1 protein-coding gene is annotated in these 760 nt (G+C 70.5%); it reads right to left on the bottom strand.

The window, feature by feature from the left end; all coding sequences use genetic code 11:
* On the bottom strand, positions 1 to 760 hold a 760-nt coding region (locus D7X74_RS42225), incomplete at both ends, for an FIST signal transduction protein (RefSeq protein ID WP_120538498.1).

A 760-nucleotide genomic window follows, 5' to 3' on the forward strand; every position in this document is an offset into this window, starting at 1 on the left:
CTGGAATCTCAAGAGCTCGTCCCGGACCCCCTCCCCCAGGATGAGGTAGCGGGAGACGCAATCGAACACCACCGCGCCGCCCAGGGGGCCAGGCGTTGCCTTCCGGGCCATGGCGGCGGCACCGGCCGCCGCGTCGAGCAGGTCCGCGCGCGCACCCTCCATCACGCGGACCAGCGAGCCATCCGGTATCTCCGCGACGTAGCGGATCGAACCGTCGGACTCGACGGAGATGGGGTCACGGATCACGAACTCTCCGCTGGCCTGGGGAATCCCCAGCGGGTGGGTCATCGCGAAGCTGGCGAAGTCCCCCATGTCCAGCTCGACTCCCCGGCTGGAGGCCGTGCGCCGGTAGACCTCGAACGCGCTCTCGTAGTCGAGTTCGATGGCGGTCGTGCCTCGGGCCTTGGTGACCTGGGTCGGTGGGCCGTACGGATACCAGCCATGCTGGATGCCGACGCCGATCGGCTCCTGGGCATCAATGGCAATCACCACCACCTGATCCCGGTAGGCCTGTCCTTGCGTGAACTGGGCCGTCTTGACGAACCGGAGGTTGTTTCCCGCGCCGCCTCCCGCCCAGCCGACGCCCGCGCCCGCTTCCTGCTGGGCCCCTCGCACGACTTCTGTCGGGTCCCCGCTCAGGGCGTCCGGGAGGACGATCAGCGCACGGCGACGCCCGGGCGGCAGGGGAGGCAACTGCCCGACGGCCCGTGCCACCGCGGTGCGCCCTGCGGCTCGGGCATCTTCACTGACGGGCCCGCCC

Source organism: Corallococcus sp. CA047B, from assembly GCF_003612065.1.
Classification (GTDB): domain Bacteria; phylum Myxococcota; class Myxococcia; order Myxococcales; family Myxococcaceae; genus Corallococcus; species Corallococcus praedator.